19 protein-coding genes, 3 tRNA genes and 1 pseudogene are annotated in these 16711 nt (G+C 64.3%); 5 read left to right on the top strand and 18 right to left on the bottom strand.

What is annotated here, in order from left to right; genetic code table 11:
* From GTW58_RS07740 to GTW58_RS07780, 9 genes and pseudogenes are all read right to left on the bottom strand, one after another.
* A pseudogene (locus GTW58_RS07740) lies at positions 1 to 322 on the bottom strand (transposase); the annotation flags it as partial.
* A 348-nt stretch (positions 323 to 670) separates the two neighbouring features.
* Positions 671 to 1006: a HepT-like ribonuclease domain-containing protein gene (locus GTW58_RS07745; RefSeq protein WP_119932899.1), complete on the bottom strand. Its 336-nt coding sequence runs from the start codon at positions 1004 to 1006 to the stop codon at positions 671 to 673.
* On the bottom strand, positions 1003 to 1332 hold the full coding sequence (locus GTW58_RS07750; protein WP_119932900.1) for a nucleotidyltransferase family protein: 330 nt from the start codon (positions 1330 to 1332) through the stop codon (positions 1003 to 1005). The genes GTW58_RS07745 and GTW58_RS07750 overlap by 4 nt, the downstream gene beginning before the upstream one ends.
* A 209-nt stretch (positions 1333 to 1541) precedes the next feature.
* On the bottom strand, positions 1542 to 1937 hold the full coding sequence (locus GTW58_RS07755; RefSeq protein ID WP_119932901.1) for a type II toxin-antitoxin system VapC family toxin: 396 nt from the start codon (positions 1935 to 1937) through the stop codon (positions 1542 to 1544).
* 3 nt (positions 1938 to 1940) lie between these two features.
* Positions 1941 to 2219 carry a type II toxin-antitoxin system Phd/YefM family antitoxin gene (locus GTW58_RS07760; protein WP_119932902.1) on the bottom strand — a complete coding sequence of 93 codons (279 nt, stop codon included), beginning with the start codon at positions 2217 to 2219 and terminating at the stop codon, positions 1941 to 1943.
* 84 nt (positions 2220 to 2303) lie between these two features.
* Positions 2304 to 2936: an ATP-binding cassette domain-containing protein gene (locus GTW58_RS07765; RefSeq protein ID WP_119932903.1), complete on the bottom strand. Its 633-nt coding sequence runs from the start codon at positions 2934 to 2936 to the stop codon at positions 2304 to 2306.
* Positions 2933 to 3736 carry an ABC transporter permease gene (locus GTW58_RS07770; protein WP_232818027.1) on the bottom strand — a complete coding sequence of 268 codons (804 nt, stop codon included), beginning with the start codon at positions 3734 to 3736 and terminating at the stop codon, positions 2933 to 2935. Before GTW58_RS07770 ends, GTW58_RS07765 begins: the two co-directional genes overlap by 4 nt.
* The gene (gene modA, locus GTW58_RS07775) at positions 3723 to 4508 is read right to left on the bottom strand and encodes a molybdate ABC transporter substrate-binding protein (RefSeq protein WP_119932904.1); all 786 of its coding nucleotides are present in this window, start codon (positions 4506 to 4508) and stop codon (positions 3723 to 3725) included. Before modA ends, GTW58_RS07770 begins: the two co-directional genes overlap by 14 nt.
* Complete coding sequence (locus tag GTW58_RS07780; protein WP_119932905.1) at positions 4505 to 4903, bottom strand: TOBE domain-containing protein; 399 nt, start codon at positions 4901 to 4903, stop codon at positions 4505 to 4507. Before GTW58_RS07780 ends, modA begins: the two co-directional genes overlap by 4 nt.
* Before the next feature lie 123 nt (positions 4904 to 5026).
* Between GTW58_RS07780 and nadE the strand changes: the two genes are divergently transcribed.
* Complete coding sequence (gene nadE, locus GTW58_RS07785; RefSeq protein ID WP_119932906.1) at positions 5027 to 5863, top strand: ammonia-dependent NAD(+) synthetase; 837 nt, start codon at positions 5027 to 5029, stop codon at positions 5861 to 5863.
* An 89-nt stretch (positions 5864 to 5952) separates the two neighbouring features.
* Here the strand turns inward: nadE and GTW58_RS07790 are convergent, their stop codons facing one another.
* Positions 5953 to 7170, bottom strand: a complete 1218-nt coding sequence (locus tag GTW58_RS07790; RefSeq protein WP_119932907.1) for a putative glycoside hydrolase — start codon at positions 7168 to 7170, stop codon at positions 5953 to 5955.
* A 305-nt stretch (positions 7171 to 7475) separates the two neighbouring features.
* On the opposite strand from GTW58_RS07790, the gene GTW58_RS07795 reads away from it, so the two are divergent.
* The 3 genes from GTW58_RS07795 to GTW58_RS07805 are packed head-to-tail and all read left to right on the top strand — an operon-like array spanning position 7476 to position 9375.
* Positions 7476 to 7646 (top strand): hypothetical protein, encoded by a 171-nt coding sequence (locus tag GTW58_RS07795; RefSeq protein ID WP_157980480.1) that lies wholly within the window; start codon positions 7476 to 7478, stop codon positions 7644 to 7646.
* A 34-nt stretch (positions 7647 to 7680) separates the two neighbouring features.
* Complete coding sequence (locus GTW58_RS07800; protein ID WP_119932908.1) at positions 7681 to 8487, top strand: exodeoxyribonuclease III; 807 nt, start codon at positions 7681 to 7683, stop codon at positions 8485 to 8487.
* A gap of 33 nt (positions 8488 to 8520) precedes the next feature.
* Positions 8521 to 9375 (top strand): DUF8083 family protein, encoded by an 855-nt coding sequence (locus GTW58_RS07805; RefSeq protein WP_119932909.1) that lies wholly within the window; start codon positions 8521 to 8523, stop codon positions 9373 to 9375.
* A 34-nt stretch (positions 9376 to 9409) separates the two neighbouring features.
* Here GTW58_RS07805 and GTW58_RS07810 read toward each other — a convergent pair whose 3' ends face one another.
* The 4 genes from GTW58_RS07810 to GTW58_RS07825 form a co-directional block, all read right to left on the bottom strand.
* The gene (locus GTW58_RS07810) at positions 9410 to 9952 is read right to left on the bottom strand and encodes a hypothetical protein (protein WP_119932910.1); all 543 of its coding nucleotides are present in this window, start codon (positions 9950 to 9952) and stop codon (positions 9410 to 9412) included.
* A 168-nt stretch (positions 9953 to 10120) separates the two neighbouring features.
* Positions 10121 to 10193: transfer RNA gene (locus GTW58_RS07815), tRNA-Phe, on the bottom strand.
* A 54-nt stretch (positions 10194 to 10247) separates the two neighbouring features.
* Positions 10248 to 10321 (bottom strand) — tRNA-Asp (locus tag GTW58_RS07820).
* Between the two features lie 136 nt (positions 10322 to 10457).
* Positions 10458 to 10530 (bottom strand) — tRNA-Glu (locus GTW58_RS07825).
* 214 nt (positions 10531 to 10744) lie between these two features.
* Here GTW58_RS07825 and GTW58_RS07830 point away from each other — a divergent pair.
* Positions 10745 to 12097 carry a D-arabinono-1,4-lactone oxidase gene (locus tag GTW58_RS07830; RefSeq protein ID WP_047688873.1) on the top strand — a complete coding sequence of 451 codons (1353 nt, stop codon included), beginning with the start codon at positions 10745 to 10747 and terminating at the stop codon, positions 12095 to 12097.
* A gap of 140 nt (positions 12098 to 12237) precedes the next feature.
* Here the strand turns inward: GTW58_RS07830 and GTW58_RS07835 are convergent, their stop codons facing one another.
* The 4 genes from GTW58_RS07835 to GTW58_RS07850 form a co-directional block, all read right to left on the bottom strand.
* Positions 12238 to 13641: an FAD-dependent oxidoreductase gene (locus tag GTW58_RS07835; protein ID WP_232818028.1), complete on the bottom strand. Its 1404-nt coding sequence runs from the start codon at positions 13639 to 13641 to the stop codon at positions 12238 to 12240.
* A 126-nt stretch (positions 13642 to 13767) separates the two neighbouring features.
* Entirely contained in the window at positions 13768 to 14667 is a 900-nt protein-coding gene (locus tag GTW58_RS07840; protein ID WP_119932912.1) for an ABC transporter permease, read from the bottom strand.
* Positions 14657 to 15439: an ABC transporter ATP-binding protein gene (locus GTW58_RS07845; RefSeq protein WP_119932913.1), complete on the bottom strand. Its 783-nt coding sequence runs from the start codon at positions 15437 to 15439 to the stop codon at positions 14657 to 14659. The genes GTW58_RS07840 and GTW58_RS07845 overlap by 11 nt, the downstream gene beginning before the upstream one ends.
* A complete protein-coding gene (locus tag GTW58_RS07850) occupies positions 15436 to 16653 on the bottom strand; it encodes an ABC transporter substrate-binding protein (RefSeq protein WP_119932952.1) in 1218 nt (405 codons plus the stop codon). The genes GTW58_RS07845 and GTW58_RS07850 overlap by 4 nt, the downstream gene beginning before the upstream one ends.
* Positions 16654 to 16711 lie beyond the last annotated feature (58 nt).

Consider the following 16711-nt stretch of genomic DNA (forward strand, 5'->3'; position numbering starts at 1 on the left):
CCGGCGTCGACGAGTCGGTCGATCACCGGGTGCGCCCTTTTGGGGCAACTCCTCCCTCCTCGTCGAGCCACGTCGCGGCCCGGCGGAGGATCGCGATCTCCTGCTCGAGCTGGCGGACACGGCCGCGCGCCGCGCGGAGCTCGGCAGATTCCTGGCTGCTTAGTCCCGGCCGGCGGCCGTGGTCGATATCGTCCTGTCGCAGCCAGTTGTGGAGGGTGACCTCGTGGATGCCCAGGTCCAGTGCGGTCTGCTTGACCTGGCGGCCCTCGCGGACCAGAGCGATGGCACGGGCACGGAACTCGGGAGGGTACGGGCGTGGCATGCGAAGAGCCTTCCATGAAGACCATCGACTAGCGACGTCAACTGGAAACCGAGCCATAGGTCAGGTCAAGATGTCACCTGATCGTGCAGCAGTCCCGTCCCTAGTGAATACTGAGAGCGTGACTTACCCCGGACCGGCCCTTCACGTATAAACCTGGGTAGGTAATTTCGGCAGTGGGCAGTACCTACCGCTGGCCAGCGAAGCGCGTAGGCGGAATCCTCGAAGTTACGGAAGCTGCGGGCGACCCGGCACATCACCTCGATCACCCCATTGACGGCCCCTGCAGGACCGCTCGAAGCCGGTCGGTGGTGAAATAAGCCGGGCTCGCCATCCACCATCGACATGAGATCAGATGTCGTCGACGTGGCCCCGCAGCACCTCGCGGAGCTGAGGGAGGTGGGTTACCACGACGTCACGAACCACCTCGACGTCAACCCCGAAATACTGATGGACCAGGATATTGCGGAACCCGCGGATCTGGGACCAAGGCACCTCGAGGTGAGCACCAGTGATGTCAGCAGGAAGATGCGTCACCGCTTCACCAATGATCTGCAGATTCCGCTCGATGGCGTCTTCAACCATCTCCACATCCGTGAAATCATCTTGCAGGGCTACGACGTAACGCGTGCACCGTTCGATGGCTTCAAGGACATCATCAATGCGCTGGGCGGGGTCACGACTCACAGCGCGACCGCACCGGTGAGCGCCGAATCAGATACCGGCCGCTTGAGCAACTGGACCGGGAAAACGTCGATGTCATCCCTTCCGTACAGTTCCCGGGTCTCCTCCATGAGCCCGGAGGCTCGCATCAGCACGTTGCCGTCAGTCGGGTTCATGTCAACCAGGATGTCGATGTCCGATCCGGGGCGGGCGGTACCACCTGCCACTGAACCAAATAACCGCGGCTTGGTTGCCCCGTATTTATCGAGCAGCACCTGGAATTCGTCGCGGCGCGCTTGGAGGATCTTGCGCAGCGCGACCGTCTCAGGCGTCATGACAGTCTCGGACATGGCCCCACCATACCGACGTCGTCGCAGCGTCGTACAGCCATGTTCCTGAGCCCACCGCGCCCTTCCTAACCAGCCAGGGCCTTCTTGACTTGTGACCTCTGGCTTGACGGACCCACACGGGCACCTCCACTTCCATGTCGCCCACGCAGTTAAATCGGCAACACAGCCGTTGGATCCGCCTTGACAGAAATGTCGATACCCGAATCCAATCACCCGGACGCGACGGGATCGACTGTGCCGAGCCCGAGATGTTCAGCCACCGTCTTCATGATGGCATCGTGAGTCGCAACCGTCACTGATTCTCCGATCAGCAGCGCAGTGGCCAAGTGCAAGGCGTCGAGTGTCTTGACATGCCGTTCGATTGACTCCGCAACCGTGTGCACCTCACGGGTGATGTCGAACAGGCCCACACGACTCAGCAGCGGCTCCGCGTCCGACGGCGGTCTCTGATCACGTCTGAGAACCCGAACCACCTCGGTCCGCAACAGCCGCGACGACACGAAATCCACATCATGTTCATCCATCCATGCCTGCAGTTGCAGACGTTCTGGAACGTCAAGGATGGTGCGCAGCGCCACCGAAGAATCGAGGTAGACAATGTTCACGGCTCAGTGATCGCCCTTCATCTGGTCAAGCAGCAGGTCAACGTCCCCGGACTCGTAGCGCGGACCGCCAACCACCTCGGGCCAGGGCACCTGCTTCAAGACCGGAGGGGTGTAACGCCCCTGCCGCTGCGCTCGAGCCAGCGAATCGTCCTGGCCAACGTAGTAACTCACTCGCCAACGCGGTTCGCCCCGCTCAGTCACAACCACCTCACCAGCCTCCACCACCCGCGCAAGGACTTCCGCCGTGCGTTGGTTGAGATCACGCTTGGTCACTGTCGTCATGAACCCACTGTACTACCCATGTCCGACATCGACCCGGCAGCGAGGGCTCCGCACGCTGTCAGCCGCCGGTGAGGAGATGGACCATCAAACACCCAACGTCAGGACTTCATCCGCCAGGTGCTCCACATCGGCAGGATCGTGGCTGACCACCACGGCGGTCCGGCCTTCCAGGACCCGGGACAACAGTTCCCGCAGATCCTCTTTGCCTGCTGCATCCACTGGCGCCAAGGGTTCGTCCAACAGCAGCAACTCCGGCTCGGCAGCCAACGCGCGGGCCAGAGCCACCCGCTGGGCTTGCCCCCCGGACAAAGCATCCGGCTGCCGTGAGGCAAAACGTTCGGCACCCACCTCTCGCAGCCACCCCATGGCCGCCTCCCGGGCGGCGCGGCGCGTCAGCCCCCGCGAGCGCTGGGCGAAAGCCACGTTCTCCAGCACAGACAGGTGCGGAAACAACAAGGGCCTTTGTGCCATCAGAGTCACCGCCCTGCGGTGGGGTGCCACCCAGGTGCCGCGGGCGTCGTCGTCCAGGTTGAACAGGGTCCGGCCCTGCAGGCTCGCGTGGCCGCAGGAGGGGATGAGCAACCCGGCCAGTACGTCCAGCACCGTGGACTTTCCGCAACCGTTGGGGCCGGTCAACCCCAAGGTGCGGCCGGCCCCCAGAGAACACGCGGCCTGCACACCACGGGAGGCAACGTGCAGATCGAAGATCAAGGTCACGACTGCCTCCGGAAGGCTCGCGGAGCAGAGAACCCAACCACCACAACGGCAACCATCACCAGAACCAGGGCCAGCGCCACGGCGGCATCAGGGTCCACCTCCCGCTGAAGATAGATCTCCAACGGGAGCGTCCGCGTGACCCCTTGCAGGGAACCCGCAAAGGTCAACGTGGCCCCGAACTCCCCCAAACTCCGGGCAAAAGCCAAAACGGCCCCGGACCCCAGCCCGGGCAGCACCAGTGGCAAGGTGATGCGCCGCAGCACGGTTCCGGGGCCTGCCCCCAACGTGGCCGCCAGCCCCTCGTACCGGGTGCCCACGCTGCGCAATGCCCCTTCCAGCCCCACCACCAGGAACGGCAGGGACACGAACGTCTGGGCAATCACCACCGCCGTGGTGCTGAAGGCTATGGAGATGCCGAGCACTTCCAGATGTTGACCCAACAGTCCGGCACGGCCGTAAACACTGAGCAGCGCAATACCGCCCACCACCGGCGGCAACACCAACGGCAGCAGAATCAAGGAGCGCACCAGCCGCTGCCCCCGGAACTGGGAGCGGGCAAGCAACAACGCCAGCGGGGTGCCCAGCAGGACACACAGAACGGTGCTGGCGGCAGCTGTCCGCAGACTCAACCACAACGCCGCCACCGAGGACTCCGAGCTGACCAGTGCCCAGAAGGAACCCACGTCCACCCGGAACACCATGCCCACCACCGGCAAGGCAATGAACAACGCGCCCGCAATGGCCGGCACAGCCACCCACCACGGAACAGCCAGGTAGGACTTGGCCTTAGGAGCCCGCACCAAAACCCTCTTGCGCCAACCGCTCCTGGCCACGTGGACCACGCACAAAGTCCACGAACTCCTGCGTCAACTCGGTGTTCCGGGCGGAAGCGAGTTCAGCAATGGGGTACTTGTTGACGGCCTGATCCGCTTGAGCGATCGGGACTTCCTCCACGGCGTCCCCGGCGGCGGTGACATCGGTCTTGTAGACCACTCCGGCGTCAGCCTGCCCAGAGGTCACCTTGCCCATGACGTCCGTGACCGCGCTCTCCTCACTGACGGGGGTCAGTGAAACACCCGTGACCTCCTCGATCTTGTCCGTGGCAGCACCGCAGGGCACCCGGGATTCGCAGATCACCACGGACACCCCCTCCCCGCGGAGGTCCTGGAACCCGGAAATCCCCGCCGGGTTGCCCGGCGGCACGGCGATGGTCAGCGTGTTGGTGGCAAAAATGCTGGGCTCCCCCTCCACCAGACCCCCATCCACAGCCTTGTCCATGTTGGCCTGATCCGCGGAGGCAAACACATCTGCCGCGGCACCGTCCTGCAGTTGCGTGACCAGCGTGGAGGAACCCGCAAAGTTCAGTTCCACGGTGGCCCCTGCATGCTCGGCCTCGAACTCCCGAGCCAAATCCGTGAACGAATCCGTCAGGGAGGCCGCGGCGTACACCGTGACGGTCTGATGCGCCTGCCCGGGCGCCTCACCGTTGCCTCCACACCCGGTCATGGTCACGACGACGACGCCGCACCCCACCACAGCCGATACCATCCGTGCAGTGCGTGACCGACTCATGTCTGCGGCACCTCCACCATCACGTTGGTCGACTTGACCACGGCAGTGGCCACGGAACCTGGTTCCAAGCCCAGGTCACGGACGGCTTCCGTGCTCATCAAGGACACCACGCGGTGCGGGCCACACTGCATCTCCACCTGGGACATCACCTTGTCGGAGGTCACGGCGGTCACCAGCCCCACCATGCGATTGCGCGCGGAACTGGCCACATGGGTGGGGTCCTCCGGTTGAGTGGCCAGGGACTTGACCAACTCGGCCAGCTCCAACCCGTCAATCACGGTCTGGCCGCCGTCTTGTTTGGAGGCTGTCAGGCGCCCGGAGGTGACCCACCGGCGCACAGTGTCATCACTGACGCCCAGGAAATGGGCCGCTTGTGATACGGAAATAGCTGTCATGGAGCCCAATCTATCCGCATCTACGGTTCCAACTTGTCTGGATGCACGCAGTGGCACCTTCTCATGATGTGAGTACGGGGCAGTGGACACTCCCGCGAAACACCGCACGATTAGCATGAGCCCATGCGCGAACTGCAGAGAATCATCATCCAGGAGATGGGCGTGGCCCCGGTCGTCGACCCCGCTGAGGAAGTTCAGAAGCGGGTGCAGTTCCTGGTGGACTACGCCAAGGCCACGGGTGCCGGCGGCTTTGTCCTGGGCATCTCCGGCGGCGTGGATTCCTCCCTGGCCGGACGCCTGGCCCAGTTGGCCGTTGAGCAGCTGCGCGCCCAGGGAACGGGCGCCGTGTTTGTGGCCGTTCGGCTGCCTCACAAGGTCCAGCAGGATGAGGCGGATGCCCAGAAGGCCTTGGAGTTCATCCAGGCTGATGAAGTTGTCACGTTCAACATCGGCCCCGCCGTGGACGGATTCACCGAAGGATTCACGGCAGCCACGGGACAGGAGATCACCGACTACAACAAGGGCAACGTCAAGGCCCGGGTTCGCATGGTGGCCCAGTACGCACTGGCCGGGGACCGGCGTCTGCTGGTGATCGGCACGGACCACGGAGCCGAATCCGTCACCGGGTTCTTCACCAAGTTCGGCGACGGCGGTGCCGACGTCCTGCCCCTGTTCACCTTCAACAAACGCCAGATCCGCGCCGTGACCGAGCACTTGGGCGCACCGGAATCCGTGTGGCAGAAGGTCCCCACCGCTGACCTGTTGGATGACCGCCCCGGTCAAACGGATGAAACGGAACTGGGCATCACCTACGACGCCATTGACGACTACCTGGAAGGCCGCTCGATCGACTCAGAAGCAGCTGAAAAGATCGAGGCCCGCTGGGCAGCCACCCGCCACAAGCGCACCACGCCGGTGACCTTGATGGACTCCTGGTGGAGGTCCCAGCCCACAGGGTGATGACCCCTGTTTGAAACACGCTGTTTGGCCAGTTACCGCATCTGGAAACTGGCCCAAAGCGTGTTTCAAACGGCAGCTGTCAGCTGGACTCAGAAATCCCGGCGCAACAGGATGCCCTCATGAGCGGAGAGCACCACCTGCTCAGGCGGTTCCGTGCCGTCCGGCAGAAGATAACCGGCGGGCAGGCGCACCTGGCGTCGTCGTCGTCCGTCACTGGCAAGGTTCACTGCAGCCCACCCTTTGGTGAACGTGCGCGACCACAGGTTGACCACGGTCTCCGGGTCCTGAATGGGCTCACCCAGGTCCCAGGCCATCTCCGGGATCCACAGGCCGCGGCGGCCATCCGGTGAACTGGCGGCGTAGATCCCGTGGCCACCACCAAAGATCCAATAGGCCGCCAAACCGTAGCGGACCAACTCGATCTCGGCCTGGGAAACCTCCGTGGAATCATCGTGCGCCTCCGTGGGCACAGGCGTGCGCACAATGGCCAGTTGATCCTGCGGGACAGCCTCCGGGCCATCGCTGACCAGGGCGTGGGTCTGTTGCCGGGCAGTACCCGGGTCCAGGACGCGACCGCCCACCGTGCTCAGCCAACCCGGCTCGAACACGCCACCCCACTGGGCCAACTTGACCCACCGTTCCGGCGAGCGCCGGGCATCACCCACGGAGGCCACCATGATCTTGCCGATCCCGGCCAGTGCAAGGCCTGCTTCAGCAAAGAGGTCGTCGTTGGCTTCGCGCTGTTGAGTTTGCGAGCCCAGGTCGGGCAGCGGCAGGTCCAGTCGGGGGGTTTCCTCCAGATCCCCCACCCCCAGGACGCCGTCGAACGGGGAATCCTGCAGCTCAAGGACCACATTGTTGACCCATGCCTGACGGTATTCGGGATCCCAGACGCGCATCTGCCAGTGCCGTTCGGGCTCCTCCCACGCAATTCGTTCCCCGGAGCGGTCAACCGCAAACCACGTTCCGTTGCGCTCGGCCTGATTATGGGAGACGCCGGTGGAGAACAGCGGACCGGGATCCTCCTGGTCCACCATGGCAATGTTCTTGCGGCACAGGACGGTGGTCTCAGGCGCCAGGGCCTTCAACTGGGCTGCGGCTTCCGTTTCCCACGGGTCAAAGATCGCAACCCGGCAGCATCCGGCCCAGGCCTGGATCTCGGTTGACGGGATGGGGCCCGACCCTTCCGGGGTGTAGCGAACCCAGGCCATGGAGGCAGGCCCAATGACCGTGCTCGGTGCCGACGGTGCAACACCCGCCTCATCAAGGCTTTGCCCTGTCCTGGCCTGTGCGTCCGTTGCGGACATGATCCCCCCTGGGGCGCATGTGAGTGCGCCTGAATGACGTAGCTGAACCCCACCGTTTCCAGCGGTGGCACCCTGCGCAACGGACGTTGCCTGCTCCCCCACTCCCCAGTGGAGGGGTCAGACGTGATCCCCGATCGTCGTGTTGCGCAGGTCCCCACTCCATAGGTACTGAATTCAGAGGCCCCCGCACAACGTGACCGGCGTCCCCGAAAGAGTGCCTGCCGCCTTCGGCCCCTCAATGTCAGGGCGCTGGGGGTAGGTGAATTCACACCCAAATCGCTGTATTTCACATGTATTACCTGGTCATGGCTGGTGAGCGTGCGGCCATGGCCGCTGGTGCTGTCCGGGGGCGCGGGCACGGCATGGTGATCGGTGACAAAAATTACAAGTGGACTGCCGAGTCCTCCGGTGACTTCACGACGACGCCCGCCTGCCGTCTGCGTTGTTTCTGTATCGGCGCGGCATGCCTCAGTTGATGCGGTGTCCGAGCTCTGACCTAGGGTTGAAGGCATGAAGATCGCCACCTGGAACGTCAATTCGATTCGCGCCCGTGCAGACCGTGTGGAGGCATGGTTGAACAAGTCGGACGTGGACGTGCTGGCAATCCAGGAGACCAAGGCCAAGGACGACAACTTCCCGTGGGAGGTTTTTGAGTTCTCCGGGTATGAGGTAGCTCATTTCGGCCTGAGTCAGTGGAACGGGGTGGCCATTGCCTCCCGCGTGGGCCTGGAGGACGTCCAGCGCACCTTCCCGGAGCAGCCCACATTCGGCAAGGGCAATCAGGAGGCCGTCCAGGAAGCCCGTGCCATTGCGGCCACGTGCAACGGTGTGCGCGTGTGGTCTCTCTACGTGCCCAACGGCCGGGGGCTGGAAGACCCGCACATGCCGTACAAGCTCACGTGGCTGGAGACTCTCAACCGGCACGCCGGAGAATGGTTGCAGGAGGACCCCGAAGCCAAGATCGTGCTGGCCGGGGACTGGAACGTGGCCCCGCGGGACGAGGACGTCTGGGACATGCAGTTCTTCCTGGACAACCAGATGACCCACGTCTCCGAACCCGAACGCGCCGCCTTCAACGCCTTCCTGGAAACGGGTTTTGTGGACGTGCTGCGGGAGAACAACCCCGGCCCGGGCGTCTACACCTACTGGGACTACACCCAGTTGCGCTTCCCCAAGAAGGAAGGCATGAAGATCGACTTCCAACTGTGCTCACCTGCCCTTGCCGCCCAGGTCACGGGAGCTGTGATCGACCGTGAAGAGCGCAAGGGCAAAGGGGCCTCTGACCACGCGCCGGTGGTCATCGACATCGCCCTGTGATGGCTGGACTGTGAAGATAGCTGAACTGTGACAATGGCGCCGCTGCTGAACGTCGGAACCGCCTGGCGGGGAACCACTGGCCTGCCGCAGCGCTTCAGTCTGCGCGCCTACGTGCCCCGGGAGGACCTGGAGCCGCCCTACACATCCCAGGTGGACGGCGCGGTGTCCCCCGCTGTGGGTGAGGACACCCAACTGGCAGAACAGCTCGCTCGATTGGCAACCCAGGAACACGGCCCGCTGCCTCCCATTCACGAGCCTCTGTGGACACTACCACTGACCACGGCCCCAGCTGTACGCACCGGTGACCTACCCCTGTACCATCCACCCCAGCGTCTGCGCCGGACCATGGAAGCCGTGACCTCCGAGGAACGGCAGATGGCCGAACCCCTGATCACCATGCTCCTGGACCACGAGGAGGTCCGCGAGCGCGGACGCAGCGTCCGGGACCAACGCAAAACCCGCAACTACACGCGCGAGTCCGACTGGACCGTCCCCGTCGCATGGTTTGCCCTGTTTGCGCCACAGGACCACGCACCCGTGGATCAGGACGGTCAGATCCACCACCGGCTGGTGGTCCCGGCAGACATTGCCCTAGCACGTGTGTCTTGGGGAGCTCGCGTGCTGGAGGAGAGCCAGGAAGAAGATTTCCAAGAACTCGGTGAGGACCTGAGAACCGTCGCCCGCTGGGTCTCCACGTTCTCCGCCATGTCCTTGATCGTGCTGGACTACGGTTCAGTTGCCAATGGCATTCAGCCTGACGACAGCCCACGCGATCTGCGCGATGCCATCACGTTCGTCAACGAACACGACCACTTGGGTGCTGAGGTGGCCATGGGACGGTTGATGAAACGGTGGATGCCGTTGGCCCACTTGGAGTTCGCCAGCTGAGGCGCCCCTGTGCTTGTCCGCTCAGAGAGCGCGGTCAGGATCGCGCCAGCACAAAGGCCTGATCTTGACCCGATTCCGCGCTGGCTCCGAAGTCAACGGTGGAACACCGCTGGTTCAACCACGTGTGAACCGGCTGCAGGGTGTCCCGGACTTCCATCAGCTCCTGTGGATTCAACCTGTCTCCTGCGTCCCTCAGGATCTGCGCGGCCTGGTGCAGGGGTTCATGGACATCCTGCGGCAGCGAATCCACGGAGTCATCCACCGAATCAGCGGTGCGGGACAGGGAGATGGTGGCGTCGTCGTCGGCGGCCGAATCGGAATCGCCGTCCGTGGTGTCCAAGGGAAGCAAGGTGACCGCAAGGTAAGTGTCCGCAACGGCAAAGCACTCGCTCGAACTGGCCGGGGTCACCGCTGCGGTTGCGCTCGGCTGAGCCGTGGTGGGCTCTGGGGCGGATTCAGTCACGGACTCCCGGCCGGCACACCCCGCGCCCGCGGCAACCACGACGGCGGCCGCCAACGCACCCCACGCCAACTTTGCGTGGCGGCGATGACTGCCGACGATCTGGAGAGGCTGCACGGGCCCAGAGTAGGGAAACTCCTTGGGAGCATCCCGGGAACACGGTGAATGAATCAGCAGTGCTGACTGTGTGGGTAAGAGCCGGTTGCTGGGTAAGTGGCTTTACAGCCGGAAAGTGTCCAGGTAGCAAGAAACCCCCGCGATGTAGAAGCTACGCGGGGGTTTCAGTGGCTCCGACCGGCGTCGATCCGGTGACCTTACGATTTTCAGTCGCACGCTCTACCAACTGAGCTACAGAGCCAGACACCCACTTGGGATGCCAAGACGGCGCTCAGTTGAACTGACGCCGTCTTTGCGACCCTGACGGGACTTGAACCCGCGACCTCCGCCGTGACAGGGCGGCGCGCTAACCAACTGCGCTACAGGGCCTGGAATGGAAGCCGAATCCGCGTGCTCACGCGGCTCTTGCGCTTTCCAACGAGGAGAGATACTAGCATCAGCACCCGCTCCCCAGGCAAATCGACTGGTTTGCACCAGCCAATGGTGATCCACCTGAGTGAATCAGTACCCCCAACGGGATTCGAACCCGTGCCGCCGCCGTGAAAGGGCGGTGTCCTAGGCCGCTAGACGATGGGGGCCTTGTCCTCTCGGACGATCGCCTACTGTACCAGCAACATCGGGGTCCGCGCGATTCGCGATGCTGCACGGGTGAGCACGCGCAATTTGCTGCGGACCACGTGCCCGTTGACCATCATTCGGACACGTGTTGAGCCATCTCTCATGGCATGGTGCAAAGATGACAGAAGGCATCGTTTTAGGTGGCACATGCCACACAAGAGGGGAGGCTCGACGATGAACCAGCCACTCAGTTTGCCCGCAGAGGTTGGCGCGGGCACGTGGCAGACGTGGGACCACACGCACCAGATCCAAGATGTGCGCACGGTCCGGCCCACAACCATGGAAGAACTGGCAGAAGCCATCCAAGCCGTCCGGGAATCAGGGGTCGGACTGCGCCCGGCCGGTTCCGGACACAGTTTCAGCGAACTGGCCGCCCCCCGCGACGTTCGCCTGGATCTCACGGATCTGACGGGCCTCTTGGAAATCAACCGGGTGACCAACCAGGCGCGGTTCTTGGCAGGGACCACGCTGATTCGCGCAGCCAAGATCCTGGAGGGGGAGGGTCTGGCATTCTCCAACCTCCCGGACATCCTCCACCAGACGGTGGGTGGGGCGGTTTCGACTGCCACCCACGGCACGGGGACCGGGTACCCGTCCATGTCCGGGCAGGTGTGTGCCTTGACGTTGGTGACTGCGGACGGTCAGATCCTGGAATGCTCCCCCGCGCAGAACCGTGAGGTCTTCCAAGCGGCCCGCGCCGGCTTGGGCGTGATCGGCGTGGTGGCTGCCGTGACGTTCCAGTGTGAACCGTCATTCCGCCTGCACTCTGCCGAGTTCAAAGAGCCCGTGGACCAGTTGATCGATGCCATCGGTGAGCGCATGGCATCTGCCGATCACTTCGAGTTCTTCTGGAACCCCGTGACCGGCTCCGCCCACACGCACATCATGACGCGGTTGCACCGACTCCCGGATGAATGGTCCAAGCCCGGTTCAAAGGTGGCGCAGACCGTGCGGCGCATGGATGACACCGTGCTGCGCCGCGGACTGCCGCTGAGCCTGAACCGCCTGGCCAGTTGGGCACCCAAAGCTGTCCCTGGCCTCAACCGACTGGACACCCGGGCGGTGAGTTCGCGGCGCTTCACGGATCTTTCCTACAAGGTGTTCTCCTCCGCCCGCCCGGTCAAATACGTCCAGACGGAGTGGGCCGTTCCCCTGGAAGACCTCACGGCGACCTTCCGGGACGTCCAGAAACTCCTGGAAAAGCGGGGTTCCTATCTGGGGCTGCCGGTCACCGTTCGGTGCGCCGCACCCGAGGAGGCCTGGTTGTCACCGGCGCACGGACGCTACACGGGGTGGATTTCCGTCCGGCAGTTCTGGCGGACCTGGACCCCTGAACTGTTCGATGAGTTGCAGACCGTGTTCATGGCTCATGACGCACGCCCTCACTGGGCAGGTCGGCACACGCTGACGGCTGAGGCACTATCACCCCAGTACAAGCACTGGGAGGACTTCCTTCGCATCCGCCAACACACGGATCCGGACGGACTGTTCCTCTCCGACCCCATGCGCAGGCTCTTGGGAGTCTGACGCGTCCCTTGCCGCCGAGCAGCGACTTGTGCCGCCCATCAGCTCTGATGGGCGGCACAAATCACTGCTCAGCGGAGGAGAGCGGGGGAACTCACTGCTCGACGGCGGGAGAGCCCTCAAACACCGGAGAGCAGAGGAGATCAGGCGCGGGAAATGCGCACCATCTCGTCGCGCTCCACCACCTTGACGCGCTCACGCGGGTTGCCTTCGGCGTCGTGGGAGGATGCGCCCAGGTTCTGTTCGTACTCATCCAGCTGCAGCCAACCGTCCCAGGTGGTGTATTCCACACCCTTGGCGGACATGGTCTGCTTGATGGCCTCGAAACCGGGCTGGTCGGCACCTTCCAGGGTGGGGACGTCTTCCAGCAGGTGGGTGATGGTCTCCAGGGCATCGGACTTGGTGGCACCGATCAGCCCCACCGGTCCACGCTTGATCCAGCCTGTTGCGTACAGGCCCGGGTGCACCACACCGTTGGGGTCCAGCACGCGGCCTTCGGCGTTGAGGATCACACCGCGTTCCAGGTCGAACGGGATTTCGGCCAGCGGGGAGCCCAGGTAGCCGATGGCGTGGTAGACGGCACCGACTTCATGGTCAAAGTACTCACCGGTGGGGGACACGGAACCGTCGTCGTTCAAACGGGTGCGTTCGGTGCGCAGGCCCACCACGGCACCGTCCTCTCCCAGGACCTCTTCCGGTCGCTGGAAGAAGTGCAGGTGCAGGCGGCGGGAGGCGGTTTTGGGGGAATCGTCCTCGAGCCACTTGCGCAGGGTCTTGAGCATGACCTTGACCTGGTTGTTCTCCCCGGCGGCTTCCTCGGAAACGTGCTCTTCAGAGATGTCCTCGGCGTGCACGATCAGGTCCACGTCCGGCACCTTGGCCAGCTCACGCAGTTCCAGCGGGGTGAACTTCATCTGCGCCGGTCCGCGACGGCCGAACACATGGACGTCCGTGACCGGGTTGGCCTTCAGACCCTGATACACGTTGCCGGGGATCTCCGTGGTCAGCATGTCATCGGCGTGCTTGGCCAGAACGCGGGCCACGTCCAGGGCCACGTTGCCGTTGCCGATCACGGCCACCTTCTCAGCCTTCAGCGGCCAGGTGCGCGGGTAGTCGGGGTGGCCGTCGTACCAGGCCACGAACTCGGCGGCACCGTACACACCGTCCAGATCAACGCCCGGGACTTCCAAGGGAGCGTCGTTGACGGCGCCGGTGGAGAACACCACGGCGTCGTAGTGTTCCTTGAGCTCCCCCAGGGTCAAGTCCGAGCCGTAGTTCACGTTGCCGAAGAACCGGATGTCACCGCGGCCCAGGATGGAGCGCAGTGCGGAGATGATGCCCTTGATGCGGGGGTGATCGGGGGCCACGCCGTAGCGGATCAGCCCGAACGGGGTGGGGTAGCGGTCAAAGAGGTCAATGGCCACCTCGATCTCACCGTTTGTCACCGCATCCGACTTCGTCAGCATGTCTGCGGTGTAGATCCCGGCCGGACCGGCACCAATCACAGCCACTCGCAGCGGACGCTTTCCCGGGGTGGTCTCTACCACTGGTTTCCTCCCTTTGTGGCCGCGGTTGCCCGCAGCCCCTTGCACATCAGTTTGAACGTTATTCATGACGACGCCACTCCCGCCAGCGTCCCTTGCCCGCACCTCAGGCGTGGGTCACCGCAGCCCCTACCGGACCAGCAAGCCGCGGCCTCGCAGAAGCTTCTTCTCCAGCGGGTTGAAGAACAGCAGTTCGATCACGATGCCCACCAGCAGGATGCTCAGCACGGCGGTCAGCACGATCGCCATGTCGGAGACGGTGCGACCCTGAGCCAACAACGAGCCTAGGCCGAATCCGATGGATCCGCCGATGGCAATCAGCTCCGCACCCATCAGGGAGCGCCAGGAGAAGGCCCAGCCCTGCTTGAGTCCGGCCAAATACCCGGGCATGGCAGCCGGCAGGACCACCTTGGTGGCCAGTTTCCATCCGTCTGCACCCAGGACCCGGCCGGCTTTCAGCAGCTGGGGTGGGATCTGGTCGATTCCGGAGAGCATGCCGTTGACGATCGACGGGATGGCTCCCATGAGCACCACAAAGTACACGGTGGCATCGGAGAGGCCGAACCACACAATGGCTGCGGGAACCCAGGCCACGGACGGCAGCACCTGCAGGCCGGTGATCAAGGGTCCGATGGCGCTGCGCAGACCGGCCCATTGGGCGATCAACAGCGCCAACGGTGTGGCCACGGCCACGGCGATCAAGAACCCGCTGACCCCGCGCCACAGGGAGGTGGCCAGTGCCCCCGGCAGGGTGCCGTCCACAATGGAAGCCCAGATCTGGCGCCCCACTTCCAGCGGCCCGGGCATGATGTCCGGACGGGGGTCGATGATCGCCACGGTCAACTGCCACACCATCAGGGCAGCAATCAGCGCCACGACGGGAGGGGCCACCCTGGTGCGGAAGAACTCCCCGGCGGTGCGGGACTGCCCCCCGCGGGTCTGGAGGGCGTCCAGACCCGCCAGGGCGGCTGCGTTGTCCGGAGCTTCTGCGGTGTTGCGGGTGTTCTGGGAGGTCGATTCAGCGGGCATGGCGTCCGATCTCCTCCCTGAGCCGGTGGGTGATGGTGCGGGTCAGCTGGTCCAAGGTTTCCTCACGGGACTGCCCCACGGCCTCAAAACCGTAGGAGCCCGGATCCTTCCAGGGCCCGGTGTCCCATTCCTCCACGATCTTGCCCGGGCGTGAGGAGAGCAGCAGTACACGCTGCCCCAGGTGCACGGCCTCGGAGACGTTGTGGGTGATGAACACAATGGTCCGCCCGGTGACCTCCCAGATTCGCAGGAGTTCTTCCTGCAGCAGGTCACGGGTGATGGCATCCAGGGCAGAGAAGGGTTCATCCATGAGCAGGACTTCCCGTTCCTGCGCCAGGGCGCGGGCCAATCCCACACGTTGGCGCATGCCTCCGGAGAGTTCATGGGGGCGCTTGTCCGCCACGGAGGGCAGGCGTACCAGTTCCAGCAGTTCCTGTACTCGGTCCTTGCGCGCTGCCTTGGGCACACCGGCAAGTTCCAGAGCCAGCTCCACGTTCTTGCCGGCCGTGAGCCAGGGGAAAAGACCTGCGTCCTGGAACATCATGGCGGCCCCCTGCGCGGGGGCGGTCACGGAACCCTCCGTGGGTTCTTCCAGGCCGGCCACCACGTTGAGCAACGTGGTCTTGCCAGACCCAGAGGCTCCCAGCAGGGCCACGAACTGCCCACGTTCAATCTCCAGGTCCAGCCCCTGCAGCACCGCTCCGTCTTCCGCGGAGAAGGTCTTGCCCAGGTTTTCCATGCGGATCACGGTTTCGGAGGGCGTGGTGGTCATGCCGCATCCTCCCGGGAGCCGGTTGCGGGGAGAACGGCAGCGGAGATCTCCCCACCCACGGGGTCCATGCCGCGGTTCTCACGCACGGTGTTGATCAGGGAGTCATCCACAAAACCGTCCAGTGAGGCTTCCTGGGTGGTGCCGGCCTGCACCCCGTTCTCCAGCAATGTGGCGTAGGTGGATTCCATGGGATCGGTGGTCCACTCCATGGCCTCCAAGGACCCCGCAATGGTCTCCGGGTCCAGTGGCTCGGTGCGCGCGTTCTCAAACCCGGTGTTCAGGGTTTCGATCACCTGATCCTGATCAGCGGTGTTCAGGTAGTCCACGGAATCCTCCAGACCGGTCAGGATCTTTTCCACGGTCTGCGGGTGCTGCTGCAGGAAGTCGGTGCGCACTGCCAGGACCGTGGTGGGGTACCGGCCATCCGGCCACAGATCCCGCTCATCCACCAGAACCTGCCCACCTTCCTCCTGGGTCATGCGGGTCGCCCACGGCTGCGGGCCCCAGAAGCCGTCGATGGCGCCCTGGCGGAAAGTCTGCAGAGCCTGCCCGGAAGGCATGGGGGTGATGGACACCGAATCCGGGGAGCCCGTGTCCACCTCATAGCCCTGGTCCTGCAGCCACACCCTCAGCGCCACGTCCTGGGTGCCGCCGAAGTCGGGGGTGGCAAAGGTGCGTCCGGCCAGATCATCCGGGCCGGCGACGTCGTTGGAAACAATGAACTGCGCCCCACCGGAAGTGGCTCCGGCCACGATGGTCACGGATTCTCCACCGGACTGCACAAAAGAGTTGATGGCCGGGTTGGGTCCCATGAACGCAATGTCCACTTCACCGGAGTTCATGGCCTCAATGGTGGTGGGGCCGGTGTTGAACACCTGGGTGTTCAGTTCGGTCTCACCCAGCGCCTGCTCAAAATAGCCCTGCTCCACACCGGCCAACGCGGGTCCGTGGGTCAGGTTGCCAAAGTAGCCCAGGGTGACCTCCTGGGCGTCCGAGGTCTCCGTACCCGCCTGCTCCATGGCATCCAGCGTCCCGTTGGCACGCAGCACGGTGGCCGTCACCGTGAGCACACACAGGATGGCCAGTCCGGCCAACACCGCAGGCCACCCGATACGACGACGACGCCTGGGCTGCCCCGCATCAGCCGAACTGGACCGGGTGACGGCTGTGGATCCGTGGGCCTGACCGGTGGGGGCGCCGGCGGTGCGGGTCACGGTCTCCAGAGGATCGCGTCCCCCCTGTGCCTCCGATGATGTGCGCGGGTCCTGGCGG

This window comes from Kocuria subflava (assembly GCF_012163155.1).
Classification (GTDB): Bacteria; Actinomycetota; Actinomycetes; order Actinomycetales; family Micrococcaceae; genus Kocuria; species Kocuria subflava.